Source organism: Paenibacillus xylanilyticus (genome assembly GCF_009664365.1).
Classification (GTDB): Bacteria; Bacillota; Bacilli; order Paenibacillales; family Paenibacillaceae; genus Paenibacillus; species Paenibacillus xylanilyticus_A.
The window spans coordinates 1387226-1404189 of the sequence record NZ_CP044310.1 but is presented as its reverse complement, the minus strand read 5'-3'; the positions used below and the strand labels follow the sequence as shown (position 1 = coordinate 1404189).

The 16964-nt window shown below is 49.9% G+C and carries 16 protein-coding genes and 2 other annotated features; of the genes, 8 read left to right on the top strand and 8 right to left on the bottom strand.

Features of this window, described 5'->3' with window-relative positions; all coding sequences use genetic code 11:
* Window positions 1–241 precede the first annotated feature (241 nt).
* From F4V51_RS06245 to F4V51_RS06235, 3 genes are all read left to right on the top strand, one after another.
* On the top strand, window positions 242–2197 hold the full coding sequence (locus F4V51_RS06245; RefSeq protein WP_153977310.1) for an ABC-F family ATP-binding cassette domain-containing protein: 1956 nt from the start codon (window positions 242–244) through the stop codon (window positions 2195–2197).
* A 161-nt stretch (window positions 2198–2358) separates the two neighbouring features.
* Window positions 2359–2685, top strand: coding sequence for a helix-turn-helix domain-containing protein (locus F4V51_RS06240; RefSeq protein ID WP_153977309.1), 327 nt, complete (start codon window positions 2359–2361; stop codon window positions 2683–2685).
* Window positions 2673–3509, top strand: coding sequence for an IS3 family transposase (locus F4V51_RS06235; protein WP_236146705.1), 837 nt, complete (start codon window positions 2673–2675; stop codon window positions 3507–3509). Before F4V51_RS06240 ends, F4V51_RS06235 begins: the two co-directional genes overlap by 13 nt.
* 543 nt (window positions 3510–4052) lie before the next feature.
* Here the strand turns inward: F4V51_RS06235 and F4V51_RS06230 are convergent.
* The 7 genes from F4V51_RS06230 to F4V51_RS29000 all read right to left on the bottom strand — a co-directional run bounded on the left by F4V51_RS06230 (window position 4053) and on the right by F4V51_RS29000 (window position 10208).
* The gene (locus F4V51_RS06230; protein WP_153977307.1) at window positions 4053–5609 is read right to left on the bottom strand and encodes a 2-isopropylmalate synthase; all 1557 of its coding nucleotides are present in this window, start codon (window positions 5607–5609) and stop codon (window positions 4053–4055) included.
* A 191-nt stretch (window positions 5610–5800) separates the two neighbouring features.
* Window positions 5801–6109 (bottom strand) — a binding site (T-box leader).
* 52 nt (window positions 6110–6161) lie between these two features.
* Window positions 6162–6520: a binding site (T-box leader), on the bottom strand.
* Window positions 6521–6606: 86 nt separating this feature from the next.
* A complete protein-coding gene (gene tsaD / locus F4V51_RS06225) occupies window positions 6607–7662 on the bottom strand; it encodes a tRNA (adenosine(37)-N6)-threonylcarbamoyltransferase complex transferase subunit TsaD (RefSeq protein ID WP_397332466.1) in 1056 nt (351 codons plus the stop codon).
* A complete protein-coding gene (gene rimI / locus F4V51_RS06220) occupies window positions 7659–8180 on the bottom strand; it encodes a ribosomal protein S18-alanine N-acetyltransferase (RefSeq protein WP_167301687.1) in 522 nt (173 codons plus the stop codon). The genes tsaD and rimI overlap by 4 nt, the downstream gene beginning before the upstream one ends.
* An 18-nt stretch (window positions 8181–8198) precedes the next feature.
* Window positions 8199–9050 carry a tRNA (adenosine(37)-N6)-threonylcarbamoyltransferase complex dimerization subunit type 1 TsaB gene (gene tsaB / locus F4V51_RS06215; protein ID WP_095360854.1) on the bottom strand — a complete coding sequence of 284 codons (852 nt, stop codon included), beginning with the start codon at window positions 9048–9050 and terminating at the stop codon, window positions 8199–8201.
* Entirely contained in the window at window positions 9050–9535 is a 486-nt protein-coding gene (tsaE, locus tag F4V51_RS06210) for a tRNA (adenosine(37)-N6)-threonylcarbamoyltransferase complex ATPase subunit type 1 TsaE (RefSeq protein WP_153977306.1), read from the bottom strand. Before tsaE ends, tsaB begins: the two co-directional genes overlap by 1 nt.
* A gap of 195 nt (window positions 9536–9730) precedes the next feature.
* Window positions 9731–9907, bottom strand: a complete 177-nt coding sequence (locus F4V51_RS06205; protein WP_095289132.1) for an H-type small acid-soluble spore protein — start codon at window positions 9905–9907, stop codon at window positions 9731–9733.
* Between the two features lie 4 nt (window positions 9908–9911).
* Window positions 9912–10208 carry a hypothetical protein gene (locus F4V51_RS29000; protein ID WP_236146704.1) on the bottom strand — a complete coding sequence of 99 codons (297 nt, stop codon included), beginning with the start codon at window positions 10206–10208 and terminating at the stop codon, window positions 9912–9914.
* Window positions 10209–10404: 196 nt separating this feature from the next.
* Between F4V51_RS29000 and F4V51_RS06195 the strand changes: the two genes are divergently transcribed.
* The 5 genes from F4V51_RS06195 to ligD all read left to right on the top strand — a co-directional run bounded on the left by F4V51_RS06195 (window position 10405) and on the right by ligD (window position 15696).
* On the top strand, window positions 10405–11316 hold the full coding sequence (locus F4V51_RS06195; RefSeq protein ID WP_153977305.1) for a non-homologous end joining protein Ku: 912 nt from the start codon (window positions 10405–10407) through the stop codon (window positions 11314–11316).
* A 279-nt stretch (window positions 11317–11595) separates the two neighbouring features.
* Window positions 11596–12465, top strand: a complete 870-nt coding sequence (locus tag F4V51_RS06190) for a VOC family protein (RefSeq protein ID WP_153980585.1) — start codon at window positions 11596–11598, stop codon at window positions 12463–12465.
* A 173-nt stretch (window positions 12466–12638) separates the two neighbouring features.
* Complete coding sequence (locus F4V51_RS06185; protein ID WP_153977304.1) at window positions 12639–13742, top strand: GerAB/ArcD/ProY family transporter; 1104 nt, start codon at window positions 12639–12641, stop codon at window positions 13740–13742.
* Window positions 13743–13802: 60 nt separating this feature from the next.
* Window positions 13803–14759, top strand: coding sequence for an ATP-dependent DNA ligase (locus F4V51_RS06180; protein ID WP_153977303.1), 957 nt, complete (start codon window positions 13803–13805; stop codon window positions 14757–14759).
* Between the two features lie 46 nt (window positions 14760–14805).
* Complete coding sequence (gene ligD, locus F4V51_RS06175) at window positions 14806–15696, top strand: non-homologous end-joining DNA ligase (RefSeq protein WP_153977302.1); 891 nt, start codon at window positions 14806–14808, stop codon at window positions 15694–15696.
* A 76-nt stretch (window positions 15697–15772) separates the two neighbouring features.
* Here ligD and F4V51_RS06170 read toward each other — a convergent pair whose 3' ends face one another.
* Entirely contained in the window at window positions 15773–16681 is a 909-nt protein-coding gene (locus F4V51_RS06170) for a YitT family protein (RefSeq protein WP_153977301.1), read from the bottom strand.
* Between the last annotated feature and the right edge of the window lie 283 nt (window positions 16682–16964).

Genomic DNA, 16964 nt, shown 5'->3' with positions numbered 1-16964 from the left:
AGCGTCAATTCAAAACAATTCATTATATGTTAAGACCAGTTGTCGTCTCGTTGAAAAAATTAAAATGAGTGATTTTCTGCAAAATCCTCATATATTCACATGTCTTCTTTCAGTTTATCATTGATTGAACAAAAAGACTACACGCCGGGGCGCTCGTTATCGGTGCATTTGATCTGTATTTCATGTAAACTGGAATGTAGTTGATTAATCAAGAACTGGACCTATGGAGGAACTTAATTATATGCTGCTGCAAGTATCCGGAATTATTAAACGTTATGGTGTCGATCCGATTCTGGACGGCGTGAACCTACAAATATTAGAACGTGAACGTATCGGACTCGTGGGCGTGAATGGTGCGGGGAAATCCACCCTGCTCAAAATCATTGCGGGCGAAATGTCCTATGACGGCGGACAGATTTTCAAATCCAAAGAAACAACACTGGGTTATCTCGCCCAGAACAGTGGTCTGCAATCCGACCGCTCCATCTGGGAGGAGATGATGCATGTATTCTCCCATCTAACCCAGGCTGAGGCTGAACTGCGGAAGATGGAACAGGATATTGCCGATCCAGCCCAGATGGAGGACGAGAAAAAGTACACCGACCTCCTTGAACGCTACGCCCAGCGATCAGACTGGTTCAAGGACCACGGGGGTTATGCGATGGAAACGCGCATTCGCAGCGTCCTGCACGGAATGGGCTTTGGCGAGTTTTCACCCGAGACTCCGATTGCTACCCTAAGCGGTGGACAAAAGACACGTCTTGCACTTGCCCGCATCCTCCTTCAGGCACCTGACCTGCTCATGCTGGACGAGCCTACCAACTATCTGGACATTCCAACCCTAACCTGGCTGGAAGATTATCTAAGAGGTTATTCAGGAGCCCTGCTCGTTGTATCTCATGACCGGTATTTCCTTGATCGGCTGGTGACCACCATTGTGGAGATCGAACGGCACCGCTCCAAAAAGTACACAGGGAACTACAGCCGTTATATGGAGCTGAAGGCAGCCGAGTATGAAAGTCAGATGAAACAGTACGAGAAACAGCAGGATGAGATCGCCAAGATGGAGGACTTTGTACAGAAAAATATTGTACGTGCATCCACGACAAAGCGTGCTCAGAGCCGCCGTAAAGCGCTGGACAAGATGGAACGATTGGACAAGCCGATGGGTGACTTGAAGAAAGCTCATTTTTCTTTTGAGACAGCCGTCATGTCGGGTAAGGAAGTGCTTCGTGTGGACGATCTATCCGTCGCTTACGATGAAGCTTCGCCATTATTTCGCAATGTCTCATTCGATCTCAGACGCGGGGAAACGGTAGCGCTGATCGGACCGAATGGGATCGGGAAATCCACGATGCTGAAATGCCTCACCGGAAGCTTGCGCCCGGTAAGCGGCCAGATCCAGTGGGGAACCAAGGTACAGATCGGCTATTATGATCAGGAGCAAACGGGCCTAAACCCCAATAATACGGTTCTGGAGGAACTGTGGAGCGCTTATCCCGGCATGGAGGAAGCAAGAATTCGTACCGTGCTTGGCAACTTCCTGTTCAGCGGAGACGATGTACTCAAAAAGATCTCCTCGCTGAGTGGCGGTGAGAAGGCTCGTGTCTCCCTCTCCAAGCTCATGCTCAAGGAAGCCAACATGCTGATTCTCGATGAGCCTACCAACCATCTCGACCTTTTCGCTAAAGAAGTATTGGAAGCAGCGCTCATGGATTATGAGGGCACACTGCTGTTCATCTCTCATGACCGGTATTTCCTCAACAAAATGGCTGAACGGATCGTGGAGCTGCATCCTGGAGGAACCGAGCATTACCTTGGAAACTATGATGACTATATTGAAAAGAAGCAGGAGCTTGAGGACATCGCACGCGAAGCTGAAGAAGCAGCTCTCTCCTCCTCTAAGCGGTCTGTGAAACCAGATCAGGAACCCACCGAGAAATCTGGAGCCGCTTCATTCGAAGCAGACAAGCAGGCCAAGCGTGAGGAGCGTAATCGGCAGCGGAGACAGGAAGCGCTCGAACAACAGATTGCCCAGCTGGAAACGGAAATTACGGAGCTCGAAGCCCAGATGGCCCTTCCAGAGGTGTATCAGGATTACATGAAGCTGCAGGAGCTTCAGGGAGACGCGGAAGCACGGAAGCACCAGCTGGCCAAAGCGTATGAAGATTGGGAAATCCTCGCGCTTGAGTCTTGATTTCACACCTCTTCAGCATCGGTACTTGGCTCATGTGCAAGTTCAAGTTAGTAAAAACAGAAATCGGAAAAGCCGACTCCTTGACTGAAGCGCACCCCTTAGAATAGACATTGGAAAAACCCCTGGGTTTAGCCGATGAAATTCTAGGGGGTGCATTTTTTATGGCGATTAAAGGGCAAAAGTATAAAACGTATTCGGACAAGATTAAAAAAGAAGCTATTCGTCTGCATACGGTTGAGGGGTGGACTTACCGAAAGATCAATGAACATTTGGGAATTCATGACCCAGGACGAATGAAGCGCTGGATGCGAAAACACCGGGAACAAGGCGAGTTTGGACTGATGGATCAGCGAGGTCGACGGAAAGAATACTTGGATCAAGATCGCTATGTGCAACAACTGAAACGGGAGAATGAGTTGCTAAAAAAGTGCTTGGTCATCTGGAAGGAGGAAGCAAACAAGAAAAATTTCAAATCATGGAAAAGGTAGCGGGGTACGGTGACATCCAGAAACTCTGCCATGTGTTTGGCGTGTCTCGGAGTGGATTTTATGCCTATGTAAAACGTAAACGATTCGATCGCGATGCAAAGGCAAAGAGACAGGTCCTTCAAACGTATCAACGATATGAAGGCAAATATGGCTATCGACAGCTCCAGTTGTTCCTTTGGCAAGATCAAGGCATTTGGATGAACCACAAGAAGGTGCTCCGCCTCATGCAAATGCTCGGTATCCAATCTCGAATTCGTCGTAAACGGCGCTCCAGCAGTTCGTATGCACCTGCTCAGCGCGTAGCAGAGAATCACTTGAAGCGGGACTTCAGTGCAGAAAAACCCAATCAGAAATGGGTAACTGACATTACCCAGTATCGTGTAGGCGAGCACTGGGTATATCTTTCAGCCATAAAAGATTTGTATAATAACGAAATTGTGGCTTACGAAATAGGCGAACGCAACGACAATGAACTGGTGCTCAGTACATTCAGAAAAGCGTTTGCGAAGCAAAAAGACGTGACCGGACTGGTCGTTCACAGCGACCAAGGGTTCCAGTACACGTCTCATGCTTATCACGACATGCTGCCAAAGGTTGGCGCCCGAATCAGCATGTCTCGCCGAGGAAATTGTTATGACAATGCCTCTATGGAGAGTTTCTTCTCGCATCTCAAAACGGAAGGACTCTACCCTTATCATATCCGAACGCTTACCGAAGCACAAAGCAAAATCGAAAAATACATCCGTTTTTATAACAGAAGGCGGCCACAACGGAAACTAAAAAAACTGACGCCGGTAGAGTACCGACGTCAGTTTGCCGCCTAGGGTCTTTTTTCAATGTCTACAAAATGGGGTCTTGACCAGACCGGATCGGCTTTTTTGTTTTAATATGAATCGCTTCAGAGATTAATTTAGAGATTTTGCATTTGTCAAATTTACTCGAATTGTGAAAAATATTTTTACTCTGCTCCATTTCATATTTATCCACAGAAAAGCAAGATAGCAAGCAGTTTAATGAAGTTAATTATACAGCGGTAGAATCGCATTTTTGAACAAAAACCATATTTATCCACCAAGTTATCCACGTTATCCACAACTTTGTGGATACAAGGGGTGGATACTATCCCCTAAACCCTTTTAGTTTCGAAAACATTGCTGGATTGACTTTGGTTCAGTTACCCACAAATTATCCTGAATATGTGGATAACTATAATCACACCTTGACAGATCGCTTTTTACTTATATAGATTATCTCACATAATCAGACAAAAGCAGACCTTCTGATCTAAGGTCTGCTTTTCGATTTCTGATAAGTCACTTTACTCTTTTACCTTGCTTATTCAACCTTTTCTCGCACTGCGTGCAGATCTATACGTGTACCGACTTGTCGCTTTCCGTTGACTCTGCCTTGAGTCCCGCAGCGTTACATGCTGCCACATAAGCAAGACCTGCTGCCATAACAATATCATTGTGCGTAGCCGTTCCTCTGAATTCCCGTCCTGCACGTTCCACAGCAACAGCCGCCTCTGCTGTCGCCTCTTCTCCTCCGCTCAGCGCATGGATTTCCATATCCACGAAGCTGATATCATCGGAAATACTCTGACCGATCGCACGGATGGCTGCTTCTACCGGTCCGCTGCCAACGGCAGAATACGTCTGTTCGCCCGCACCTGTCCGGATCCGAACGGCTGCCATCCGATCTGTCATGCTGCCTGCCGTTACCTGCAGTTCAACCAGCTCATAATCCTGCGCAGGAATGTTCATCGTCTGGCTGACCATTTGAAGCAGCTGATCGTCACTGACCACTTTTTGCTTGTCGGCCGTTTCCTTGAACACTTCGTACAATTGTTCCATTTGCTGCTCATCCGGTTCGAAACCGTACTTGCGAACACGGTCTTTCAGGGCGTGACGACCCGAATGTTTTCCCAGAATGATCATGCTGCGCGGAATACCCAACGCTTCAGGGTCCATGATTTCATAGGTGTTCCGATTTTTCAGCAGTCCATCCTGGTGAATTCCCGATTCATGCTGGAACGCATTGCGTCCGACCACCGGCTTGTTATAAGCAATCGGGAAGTGCATGGCGCGGCTGATCTGGCGGGACGTCTCGTATAGCTGATTCAATTTGATATTCGTTGTAGCACCAATGGCATCTCCGCGTGTCTCCAGTGCCATGATCAGCTCCTCCAATGCACAGTTACCTGTACGCTCCCCAATTCCGTTGATCGTTACTTCGATCTGGGAAGCCCCGTTCGCGATCGCAGCCAAACTGTTGGCCACTGCAAGTCCCAGATCATTATGACAGTGGGCGCTATACCGTACTTGATCGCCACCTCTGGCCCCCTCGCGGACACGGCGGAACATCTCTCCGTATTCATGGGGCAGCGCGTAACCGACGGTATCCGGCAGATTGATGATGCTGGCCCCAGCTTCAATAGCTACCTCAATCATCTCGATCAGGTCATCCATTTTGGTTCGGGCTGCATCCATCGCCGTGAATTCCACAATGTCGGTAAACTGGCGTGCATAGGACACCATCTCCCGTGCAGTAGCGACAACCTCACTGCGTGGACGGCGCAATTGGTGCTCAATGTGGATATCTGAAGAAGAGATGAACAGGTGAATCCGGCGTCGTGCAGCATCAGCTGTTGCTTTCACTGCAGCGTCTATGTCTCCTTTGACCGCACGGGCGAACCCGCAAATTTCCACGTTTTGCAGTTGTCTGGATATCGCCTGAACCGCCGCGAACTCCCCTGGGCTGGAGATCGGGAATCCAGGCTCAATGACGTCAATGCCAAGCGCAGCCAGCTGGTGAGCCAGCTCAATTTTTTGTTCCGGCTGCAGACTGGCGCCAGGTGCCTGTTCTCCATCACGCAGTGTGGTATCAAAAATCTCAATTTTCCGCTTGTTCATTTCCGTTGTCATTATACTCCGCCTCCATTAATTTCAATGTATGTGTATTCCATGATAAACATTATCCATGCTGTTTTTTTCTCTCCTGAGTGCACGTCGACTTGCACTCCTGAATTCAATTCCTGCTCACCATTCTTAAACGATACCCTTCCATACCCCACCCATTTGCTGCCGGCAGCAAAACAAATAACCCGCCATCTCATCTAAGAGACGGCGGGTTATATCCCCTCCGCGGTACCACTCTTGCTTGACGATTCCGGCTTGCGCCAGACATCATCCACCTCGTCGTCTCCAGACTCACCATCACTGCCCTGTTGTTCATAGCGCTGCTTGATGGAGCAATCTGGAGAAACACCTTATAACGGTGGTCAGCCGTTGCTGTGTACACAGGACTTCCTGGTTCCACAGCTCCGTTCCCGGGCGAGATTCAAACGATTCCAGCCACTGCGTCGCACCACCCCGCAGCTCTCTGAGCGCTTCATCGTTTTACTGCTCCCGTTCATTACATTTATCGTATGTAACCCTTTTGTTCAATCCAAAAAGCCTGCCATCTCTCGCAATAATGCAAGAGACGACAGGCTGTAGCCATCGCGGTACCACTCTTGTTGACTTTCCATGCTCCCAAGGCAGCTTCCGTATGCGTCCATACGGATCTATTTCCTCAAGGATGAAAAATCCCCTTCGTTATTGCCGAGTTCCTACCTGACATTCAGGTCATCTGCACGGCAACGGCCCAATCACGGAGGCAATCCGTAACGATGTACTTTCTCATGACCGATTCGGCCTTCGGATCCTCCTGTGGAGTTTCCGTGTTCCATCGTTCCGCTTCCAGGCGAGTTTCTGGTTTCCTTCGACTGCGTTGCACCACCCCGCAGCTCTCTAAGACCCGGATTAACCTTACTATTCCTGTTCATTGCGTTTTCGGTTCAGGACTTCAATATCCTGTTTAAATTTGTAACTAATATACATTCTTCATATGCTGCTGTCAACTCTAAAATTCCAACATTGACTACACAGACTGAACAGACCATGCCTCCAAGGATAATCCCGGATCTGCCTTGGCATCGAATTCCGAGATTTCACCCCGCTGCCATTTCAAATAAGCGGCAGCTCCGATCATCGCTGCATTATCTGTACAGTACTCCATCGGCGGAATCAGCAATTCGAGCCCTTCCTTGGCACATCGCTCCTGCAGAGCCGAGCGTAAACCGCGGTTAGCCGCAACACCTCCGCACAGCAAAAGCTGGCGTGATCCGTATTCACGAACGGCTCGCACCGCCTTCTCTACCAAAACTTCCACTACAGCTTCCTGGAACCCACGCGCCACAGCAGACGGTTCCAGCGTTTCTCCACGCATTTTGGCCTGATTGAGTGCGTTCAGCACAGCCGATTTCAATCCGCTGAGACTGAAATCATAAGAACCGGCTTCCAGCCATACCCGAGGTAACGGCACCACCTGTTCTGCTTCAGACGCCATCCGGTCCACATGAGGGCCCCCCGGATACGGGCATCCCAAGGCACGTGCCACCTTGTCATAAGCCTCACCTACCGCATCATCCCGCGTACGACCAATCAGCTTGAACTTACCCTCGGATTCCATATGCACAAGCTCCGTATGTCCACCCGACACCACCAGAGCCATCGCAGGATATTGCAATTCATGTGTAAGCCGGTTGGCATAGATATGGCCAGCAATATGATGCGTGCCAATCAGTGGTTTGCCCAGTGCCATGGCAAGCGTTTTGGCCGCAACAATACCTACGAGCAATGCACCCACCAGACCAGGTCCCTGCGTTACGGCAATCGCGCTCAGGTCTCTTGGACGGATACCGGATTGTTCAATCGCCTGTTCCATCATCAAGGTAATCACTTCAACATGTTTACGTGAAGCGACCTCAGGCACCACTCCGCCAAACGCCTTATGTGTCTCAATCTGACTCGAGATCAGGTTGGACAGCACTTCCTGCCCATCCTTGACCACGGCAACCGATGTTTCATCACAGCTGGTCTCCACCGCCAAAATATAGGATGGACCTGATTGTTGTTGTTCACTCATTTCGCTCATGAATCCGTTACGCTTCCTTCCTCTTCGCCGCTCCGGCCTGCAGGCGGCAAATTCGCCCACATAATCATCGCATCCTCCTGATTGTCGGAGTAATACCCTTTGCGAAGACCTGCCGATTCAAACCCTTTTTTCTCATACAAACGCTGGGCAACCAGGTTCGATACCCTCACTTCCAGCGTCATTCGCTCCATGCCAAGATATGCCGCTGTTCTCATAAGCTCATCCAGCAGTTTCTCGCCAAGCTTGCGACCCCTGTAGGCCTCTCTTACGGCAATGTTGGTAATATGGGCCTCATCCATGATGGTCCACATCCCTGCATATCCGATAGCTCTGCCTTCCAGTTCCATGACCATATATTTGGCAAAATGATTATTCGTTAATTCGTTTCGAAATGCTTCTTCCGTCCAGGGCATCGTAAATGCCTCATGTTCAATCACCATAACATCCGGAATGTCGTTCAATGTCATGAGTCTGAACTGAAGTGCTGCATCCTGTCCGTAACCTTCCATCTCGTCCATCCGCTCGCCACCCTTCTTTCAGCCTTTGCGCAGTAGATTGGCTTCCGCCTCGGCCAGCTGGGTGTAGTTCGGCACCAGCGCATGCACATCATCGCGCTGCCCTGCAAGCAGCGCTTCGGCGCCAAGGCGCCCGATCCAGCGGCCTTCCAGCTCATAGGGAACGAGCTGGAGCGCCGTACCTGCTGGGCAGCGGAGCTCAGCCGCTGCTGCCGCATGCGGGCCCGTCTCGCCGACAATCCAGACGGCTGCGGGCCGCTCTTCCGGCGCCGCCTCCGCCATGCGGGCGGCGAGGGCTTCCAGCCATCCGTCCATCATGCGGATGGCATCTGGCGCAAGCCGCCGGGGCGCATCGCTCCCGGCGGAGGCGAACAGCGCGGTGTACGCCTGACCGCGCCGCGCATCCACGAGCGGAACGATCCAGTGGACAGGGGCGGCACCTGTGCCGCCCTGGTCCGCGGATGGCGTTCCACCAGCCCCTGCTGCGGCAGGTTCATCTGCCGCAGCTTCGGCTTTGGCCGCGAGGCCGCGGTGCCAGCCGCCCCAGGCCATCGCCTGCAGGCTGGACACCCCGGCAACGGGGATGTCCCATGCCCAGGCGAGTGTCTTCGCCGCCGTTACCGCAATGCGGATACCTGTGTATGAGCCTGGGCCGATGCCTACGGCAATGCCGTCCAGCTGGCCAGGTGCAGTGCCGCTTGCTGCCAGCAGCTGCTCCATTACAGGTACAACGTGCACGGAGTGATTCCGTTCGGCACGTTCATTGCGCTCCTCCAGCAAGGCGTGATCTTCCATCACCGAGGCAGCCATCACCGCGGTGGACGTATCCAACGCCAAAAACCGCTGACGCGGCTTTTTTTGTAAATCTTCCATCATCTATTGACTCCATTCTGTCTGAACTGCCGGCACATGGCGGCATAAGTCTCACCGTATCCATCCAGCGTAATCTTGCGATCCTCGGGACCGGTTGTTTCAATCTGTACATGCAAATGGTCCTCCGGCAGCAGTTCGGGAATGATACTGGACCACTCCACCAGACTGACTCCGGCTCCATAGAAGTATTCATCCAGTCCAAGCTCGTCCGCTTCTTCCAGTGAAATACGATATACATCCATGTGATATAAAGGCATACGCCCTTCATATTCCTTAATTAACGTAAACGTGGGACTGTTCACCACTTCACGGATACCCAAATGCCAGGCAAACTTCTGTGAAAATGCCGTTTTGCCCGCGCCCAAATCACCGTCAAGTGCAATCACCATTCCGGCAATTGCCTGTTCAGCAAGTGCGGACGCAAGCGCCTCTGTATCTGCAATGCCATGGGACTCAAACACCCACTGCTCATGCGTTTTGTTCAATATACGCCCCACCTTTGGCGGTCAGCCGCCTGAGTTCACTTTGAACCTTATTATATCGGTCCCTTTCTCCCCCCGCAAGCATCAGGGATGAACAGCAAAAGCAATATTGGCAGATCATAAAATCAAATAAACCGGCACCTGACGGCACCGGCCTTCCTGCAACATCCTGTATTTAACGTTATCTTCGTTAAGTTCCTACTCTTCCAGGCGGTCCACACGCACGGTCTGCGTATTCCCCGGGTTGCTGCCTACCTGAACGGTTGCCATTCCGTTCGCTTCGTCCACATGTTCGATCCAAACCGGATCTCCCTCCAGAGTAACCGCAATCGTATCTTTGGAATCGTAAATTGCCTTGGCACGTTTTGCATCCATCATGTTATTCATACTCTCCTTCCGGATCATCATGTGGTTCACGAATCATCGTGTCCGTCGTACTCTCACCAATATACCCGTTGTCCTCAGTAACCTGGCCTCCACCTAACCCTTCATTCACCATCCGGTCAATGTCGAGCATGAAGGACTCCCGATCAAGTGGCAGCTTCTCGGAAGTCACCGCTTCCCAGTTCACCGCAGCAGCTGGTGTGTAAAATTCTTCAGAATCCTCTGCCCCGTCAATGGGATATGGAGAAAAGGCATGTTTGTGCGCTTCTTCTTCATCCCTACTGTTCTTCATTTCGGCACCTCCCAGCTTGTTCGATGGCATCCACTACCTGACTCACATGCTTAAGACTCAATACCGTGTTCAAGCATGTTTCTGTTATCATCCCCCAGTCAGCTCGAACCATACGAATTCATCCTGTAAGCGATTATCCAGTCACAGAAATGCCCATACTACATCATAAAAAGGTACCTCGGAAAGGAGCCGACCCATGCATACGGTCTGGAAAGGTGCAATCAGCTTCGGTCTCGTGCACGTCCCTGTCAAAATGTTCTCGGCTACTGAAGACAAAGACATCTCCATGCGCTACATCCATAAAGTCTGCGGCAGCCCGCTCGCTTACGTCCGTCAATGTCCTTCCTGTGAAGTGGATGTGAAGTGGGAAGAAATTACGAAGGGTTACGAATACGAAAAAGGAAAATTTGTGCTCTTCGAAAAAGATGAGCTGGAAGCCCTGAATGATTCAGCCAGCAAGACCATCACCATCCTGGATTTTGTGGATTTGACGGAGATTGATCCCATCTATTTTCAAAAAACATATTACCTCTCCCCCGACCAGGCTGGCGGGAACGCTTATCAGCTGCTAATGACAGCCATGCGGGATACAGGCAAAATCGGCATCGCGAAGGTCTCCATTCGTTCCAAAAGCAGCCTCGCTGCCATTCGGGTACTGGAGGATTGTCTCTCCATGGAAACCATCTTCTATCCGGATGAGATTCGTCCGGTCTCACAAGTACCAAACTTGCCGGAAGCTCAAAATGTCAATGACAAGGAATTGACGATGGCGAAGCTGCTGATTGATCAACTGTCCACACCTTTTGAACCCGGCAAATATACAGACGATTACCGCAATAAATTGCTGGATCTCATCAATCACAAAGTAGCGGGTGAAGAGATCAAGATTGCGCCGGCTAAACCGGAAGCGAATGTCATGGATCTGATGGCAGCCCTTCAAGCCAGCATTGAGGCGGTCAAGCCCATCCCTGCAGACCCGGGAACAACGACTGCCAAACCCAAAAAACGCGCACCCAAAAAGACAGCTGTGCAAGCCGTGGTCGGAGGCGATACCGACGAAGCAGCTCCAGCCAAAAAGAAAAGAGCCGCTTCCAAGTCCAAATCATAACGAACAAAAATGTTTACGATATGACCCATCCGGCTCCGTTAGCCGGATTTTTATTTTTTTATAAGCCCTCATGTCCTAGTTTAGGTTTGCTCGAAACGTGAAAATACAATTGACGAAAGGAGATTTATATTTTATATTAACTTATGAAAAGTAACTTATTTATCATTATAAAGTTTAGCCTATAGGATCCGAAGCGAGAATGGTCTAACGTAACTATACTTGTTAACGCAATTTAGATGAGATGATCTCAAACTTATTTTATATGAGGAGGAAATGATGATGACTACCCCATACCAGATCCCTGCAATTACTCACTTGGGTGAAGTGAGCCTGCGAATCAGCAACCTGGAGCGATCCATTCAATTTTACACCGAGGTGGTTGGACTTCGATTACTGGAACGGCAGGATAAGGTCGCAACGATGACCGCTGACGGCAAAACGTCGCTGCTGCGCCTGGAAGAACTGACTGATGCGGTGACATTGCCTGTTCGTTCTCACGCGGGCTTGTACCATTTTGCCATTCTGCTGCCTGATCGCAAGTCCCTCGGGCTTGCACTCCGCAACCTCGCCGCCTCCGGCATTGAAATCGGCCAAGGGGATCACCTGGTTAGTGAGGCCTTTTATATTTCCGATCCGGATCAAAATGGCATTGAAATCTACGCCGACCGTCCGCGTGATACCTGGAGACGTGATACAGACAACAACTACATCATGGCGAGCGATCCGGTGGATGTACAGAGCTTGTTCGATATCTCGGAGAATGAGCCATGGCATGGTCTGCCGGCCGGAACCGTTATTGGTCATGTACACTTTCATGTACGCAGCCTGGAGGAATCCCGTCGTTTCTACACGGGTGTGCTCGGCTTTGACGTGGTTGGCAATTTTGCCGGCATGTCGGCGCTGTTTGTTTCTGCAGGTGGATATCACCACCATATCGGCCTGAATATCTGGGCAGGCACAGGCGCTCCTGCAAATCCGAACCAGGCTACGGGAATTGACTACTTTACCATCGTATACGCTGGACAGGAACAACTGCAGCAAGCACTGGAACAATTGCGTAAGCAAGGTTCCACACTTGAGGAACTAGGCGGTCAATGGTTTACCATCGATCCGCAGAATATCCGTATACGGCTGGTTACAGCAGAATAAACGTGTTACTCCATTATTTAATTTCATGGCATACCGTGGAAGCTCGGACAGTGTACATCTCTTGATCCTTTGTTTAGAGATGATGCCCTCGTCCGGGCTTTTTTTATTATAAATATGGTGAATTTGGCGCATCCTAACCTAATATCCAGTCCGTTCGATGAAGGAGAACCCACATGGTTGAAAAGGGACGTCTGACTGTAAGGCAGCTTGCCGCCTTAATGTTCCTCTGCACAATTGGTGAACAAATACTTGTATTTCCGGCCATGATCACCTCATTCGCCCACGAAGATGCCTGGATATCCGGTTTACTCGGTGTCGCCGGAGGTATGGGGATTCTGTTCATTTTTTTGGTCACCTATAAGCTCCACCCCAAACTCAATCTGATCGAAAATGCACTTCGTACATTCGGACCTTGGATCGGGGCCTTGTTCAGCTGCTTTTATTTGTTTTATTTTCTGATTGGTACGTCCACATTCGTCAGGGAAATCGGGGATTTCATGTCTACCCAGATCCTGCCTGAATCGCCGCACTTGATTTTGCACCTGCTCTTTGTTGGCACTCTCGTATGGGGGCTCATCTGCGGCCTCGAATGTATAGCCAGGAGTGCAGAGCTTTGGCTTCCCTTGATCGTCTTGTTTTTGCTTATTCTAACGATTTGTCTGCTCCCTCACGTAAAACTGGATAATATCCAGCCTGTTCTTGCCCAAGGCTTCGCTGCTCCATTCCGAGGTTTTATTGCCGTGCTGACCTATCCTTACTGTGAGTTATGCATCTTCATGATGTTACTCCCTTACGCCAAGAAGGAACCTCATTTGGAGAAGGATTTTCTTCTGGCAGGATTCATTGGCGGCCTGATGCTTACACTGACGCTGACCATTTGTCTTCTGGTTATGGGGCCGTTTATGACGCAGCATCACTGGTTCGCCTCTTTTCAACTGTCGCAAGAGATTAATATAGGCAACTTTGTGCAGCGAATCGAAGCCTTTATGGCCTCCGTCTGGATTATCGCCGTTTTCTTCAAAAGCATTCTGTTCTTCTACAGCTTTATCCTGGGGATCACGAACCTGTGCCGACTTTCAAGCTACCGTATGCTTATTCTGCCTGCGTCCCTTTTGATTTTGGCGATGTCCATCCTGGTGGCTCCGGACGAGGTTTTTTATCTCAAAGTCATTATCCCCTATTGGATCGACTGGGATCTTACGTGCGGAATCGCACTTCCTGTGCTGCTTATTTTGGTACATAAATTAAAGTCTCGTGCTTCAAAACGAGAACGTTAAAGCAGGTAACCACTTCTGGTTACGATTGCTCAATACTGCCACCCGAAAGGAGCCCTGTACATGTTTAAGCCTCTGATCCCCTTTGAACCCATATCCCGGGACAGCATTCCAAGCGGACCTAACTGGATTGCCCAGGTGAAATGGGATGGGGTTCGCATGCTTGCGTACGAAGATGGCCATGAACTCAGGTTGATTAACCGCAGACTGCACGACCGGACAGTTCAGTATCCAGAGCTGGTCTCTGACCGCAATCTGTGCAGCGTCCCCTCCTACATTCTGGATGGCGAAGTGATTGCGCTTGACCCCGAAACGGGAAAGCCTTCTTTTTACCATGTGCTGCGCCGGGACCGCATGAGCAAACCAGACGCGATCGCCCAGGCCTTGTACCGGATTCCGGTGACTTATATGGTTTTCGATATTTTATACTGTGATGGAAAATGGGTCACGGATCAACCGCTTGCCGAACGCCAGCGTCTTCTTCATCGTGTTCTTAACCCGGGCTCACACGTTCAGGAGGTGACCAATACCTCCGATGCGGCTTCTCTGCTCACCGTTATGAGACAGCATCAGATGGAGGGAATTGTCTGTAAAGACCTCACAAGTACCTATGGCATCAATGGCAAGGATCAGCGCTGGCAAAAGGTTAAAATCATGCATGATCTATATGCCATGATTGGCGGGGTTACCTACCGTAGCGGCGTCGTTAACGCCATTGCGGTTGGTGTATATGATGGGCCTCATTTTGTCTATATTGGTCATGTCGGCACAGGTAAGCTGAACTCAGCCACCTGGCGTAAACTGACCGAGGAAGTTGAACCTTTGATTCAAAAGGAGCGGCCGTTCCATAACGTGCCCGAACGAAGCTCCGAAACGACATGGATCAGGCCCCAGATCGGAGTCAAAGTGCAATACATGGAACTGACCCAGCATCGCACTCTCCGCCATCCAAGCATACAAGCATTTGCTGAAGTATCTCGTGAAGATTGTCTTGCCAGCCAGCTCAACATCGAGGTGTAGTAGGTGTGTTTTATTTTTTTAGACTCATGAAAAGGGAGGTGTTCATATGCCCCGTACGATCAAAGGTACCATTACCATCGAGGGAGTAGAGCTTACTGTAACCAATCCCGACAAATTACTGTGGCCTGAAGCAGGAGTAACGAAAGCCATCTATCTGCAGAAGCTTGCCGCTATCGCTCCCTTTCTGCTGACGTACACCAGGAACCGCCTCCTGACAACCATCCGATATCCGCATGGTGCAGGCGGTGAATTTTTTTATCAAAAAAATGCTCCTGAACCCATTCCTGAGTTCGTACGTACCGAAATTCATGAGGGCATCCGCTATATCGTCATGGACGGTCTTCCGGAGCTGCTGTGGCTCGGCAATCTTGCCGCCCTGGAATTCCATCCCTCGTTACATGCTGTAGGCAGTCATCTCCCATGTGAATGGATGATTGATCTCGACCCCTCTCTTGAAGAGGAGCCGCGTATTATGCAGGCTGCTCTAATCGTAGGCGAAACGCTGACTTCCCTTGGCCTCCGTTCCGTACCCAAAACTTCCGGTGCCACAGGCATACAGATCATCGTTCCCATCCGACAGGGCGTCACCTTTGATGAGCTGCGGGATATTGGTCATTTTGTCGGCAAGTACGTCACCCAGAAGCATCCCGACCTGTTTACACTGGAGCGGCTCAAAAAGGACCGCGGAGACCGCATATATTTCGATTACCTGCAGCATTATGGCGGCAAAACCCTGGCAGCACCGTATACACCGCGAGCTAAACCCGGAGGTACCGTATCCACCCCGCTCACATGGGATGAAGTTCGGAACAATGTGTCGGTTAAGGATTATCACTTGATGAATATTGTGGAACGGCTGCAGCAGGTAGGCGATCTCATTGCCAGCGTGGAGCCGCAGCCCGTAGAACTCATTACGCAGCACCTCAAAAAGAAATAGCCGGCAGCCCTCAAACCGAGGACGCCGGCTATTTCTTCATTTCTTATTATAAGCTTCTCACATCGGGTAAGACTCGCTAATGGATACCTTTTTTCTTGAAACGTCCGCCCTTCACGTCATGAATGTTACCGATCGCCACAAAGGCATGCGGGTCCCAATCTTCCACGATCGACTTCAGCTTCGCTTCTTCCAGACGAGTAATGACCACGAAGATAATTTTCTTCTCATCCCCGCTGAATCCGCCTTCCCCATCCAGGAAAGTAACCCCACGACCGAGACGGTCTGTCAGGGCTGAACCGATATCCCGATATTTCTCACTGATGATCCATACCGATTTGGACTGATCCAAACCTTCATTGACGATATCAATCATCTTCATAGCAATATAGTACGCGATCATTGAATACAGGGCGTTCGGCCAACCGAATACAAATCCTGCGCCTGCGAAAATAAACACGTTAATGAACAAAACAATCTGTCCGACAGACAATGGTGACTTCTCACTCAGCAGGATGGCTACGATCTCCGTACCATCAAGCGATCCCCCAGACCGGATAACAAGGCCGACACCGACCCCCAGGATCAATCCGCCAAAAACAGCTCCGAGCAGCGGCTCACCCGGTGTCAATGCAGGAACATGGTGCAATAAAGAAGTTCCGATGGACATGGCCACAATGCCAAGCAATGTGGATAACGCGAACGTTTTACCAATTTGTTTGTAACCCAGGATCAGAAATGGCAAGTTGAGCAAGGTCAGGAAAATCCCGAGCGGCAGATGCGTAAGCTCTGACACCATAATCGAGATCCCCGTAATCCCACCATCAATGACGCCATTAGGCACGAGAAATATTTCAAGTGATACTGCCATCAGTGCGGCACCAACCAAAATCATTAAAATACGTTGCAGGAGCTTCAGTGTAAACACCGAGCTTTTTACATTCCGATCCGGCTTCGATGTTAATTCTTTAACCGTTACATTGGACATGGTTTCCCCCCCGTTTGATCAATATGTGAATCAATTTCATAAATCATTTAAATACCGGACGGGGAAACTACATATAGAAGATAATGATCTCGATCGACCCTATACGTACCCTGCTTATAAGCATCTAAAAGCAATATGAAATGGATTCAAATATGTCTTAATTCCGGTTTACACTTCGAAAAGAGAGCAAAAGGGAGCCTGTTTCCCGCAGACTCCCCTCCTTCGCCAAGACATGATTTATATATTTATTATATCATAAAAGATCAAATTTGAGCAAAATAGT

Coding starts and splice junctions, on each gene's coding strand:
- F4V51_RS06245 (WP_153977310.1), top strand. CDS start 242: ATGCTGCTGCAAGTATCCGGAATTATTAAACGTTATGGTGTCGATCCG.
- F4V51_RS06240 (WP_153977309.1), top strand. CDS start 2,359: ATGGCGATTAAAGGGCAAAAGTATAAAACGTATTCGGACAAGATTAAA.
- F4V51_RS06235 (WP_236146705.1), top strand. CDS start 2,673: ATGGAAAAGGTAGCGGGGTACGGTGACATCCAGAAACTCTGCCATGTG.
- F4V51_RS06230 (WP_153977307.1), bottom strand. CDS start 5,609: ATGACAACGGAAATGAACAAGCGGAAAATTGAGATTTTTGATACCACA.
- tsaD (WP_397332466.1), bottom strand. CDS start 7,662: ATGAGCGAAATGAGTGAACAACAACAATCAGGTCCATCCTATATTTTG.
- rimI (WP_167301687.1), bottom strand. CDS start 8,180: ATGGACGAGATGGAAGGTTACGGACAGGATGCAGCACTTCAGTTCAGA.
- tsaB (WP_095360854.1), bottom strand. CDS start 9,050: ATGGAAGATTTACAAAAAAAGCCGCGTCAGCGGTTTTTGGCGTTGGAT.
- F4V51_RS06205 (WP_095289132.1), bottom strand. CDS start 9,907: ATGGATGCAAAACGTGCCAAGGCAATTTACGATTCCAAAGATACGATT.
- F4V51_RS29000 (WP_236146704.1), bottom strand. CDS start 10,208: ATGAAGAACAGTAGGGATGAAGAAGAAGCGCACAAACATGCCTTTTCT.
- F4V51_RS06195 (WP_153977305.1), top strand. CDS start 10,405: ATGCATACGGTCTGGAAAGGTGCAATCAGCTTCGGTCTCGTGCACGTC.
- F4V51_RS06190 (WP_153980585.1), top strand. CDS start 11,596: ATGACTACCCCATACCAGATCCCTGCAATTACTCACTTGGGTGAAGTG.
- F4V51_RS06185 (WP_153977304.1), top strand. CDS start 12,639: ATGGTTGAAAAGGGACGTCTGACTGTAAGGCAGCTTGCCGCCTTAATG.
- F4V51_RS06180 (WP_153977303.1), top strand. CDS start 13,803: ATGTTTAAGCCTCTGATCCCCTTTGAACCCATATCCCGGGACAGCATT.
- ligD (WP_153977302.1), top strand. CDS start 14,806: ATGCCCCGTACGATCAAAGGTACCATTACCATCGAGGGAGTAGAGCTT.
- F4V51_RS06170 (WP_153977301.1), bottom strand. CDS start 16,681: ATGTCCAATGTAACGGTTAAAGAATTAACATCGAAGCCGGATCGGAAT.